1 protein-coding gene is annotated in these 375 nt (G+C 36.3%); it reads right to left on the minus strand.

Annotated elements, in window-relative coordinates; genetic code table 11:
* Positions 1 to 19: 19 nt before the first annotated feature.
* The gene (locus L6773_RS21915; RefSeq protein ID WP_369431615.1) at positions 20 to 286 is read right to left on the minus strand and encodes a GIY-YIG nuclease family protein; all 267 of its coding nucleotides are present in this window, start codon (positions 284 to 286) and stop codon (positions 20 to 22) included.
* Positions 287 to 375: the final 89 nt, after the last annotated feature.

The following is a 375-nucleotide window of genomic DNA, read 5'->3' on the forward strand; positions in this document are numbered from 1 at the left end:
TCGGGACTCTACCACTGAGCTATTCCTGAAATTCATTTTCATCAGACTGAATTAATTTTTCTATAAATGTTCGACTTTTTTGACGCTTAATAAAGTTTTCAAACTTGATCGCTTTGGTTTTGGTTTTGAAGGATTTATAGAATTTGAGATTCCATGGAATGCCGTGTTTCGTTGAAGGAGTTTCTCCATGATTATGTTGATCTAGCCGAGAAACGGGTGTATATGAAGTGTGCCCAGTATAGTATTGATCAGCAGTAGAACTATAAATGATGTATGTGTAGTACATGAGGAATAGGTTTCAGAAACAAAAAAAGCCCAAAGAATTAACTTTGAGCTTTTTTTAATGGAGCGGGAAACGAGATTCGAACTCGCGAC

Origin of the sequence: Rhodohalobacter sulfatireducens, assembly GCF_022012475.1 — a bacterium.
Taxonomy (GTDB): Bacteria; Bacteroidota; Rhodothermia; order Balneolales; family Balneolaceae; genus Rhodohalobacter; species Rhodohalobacter sulfatireducens.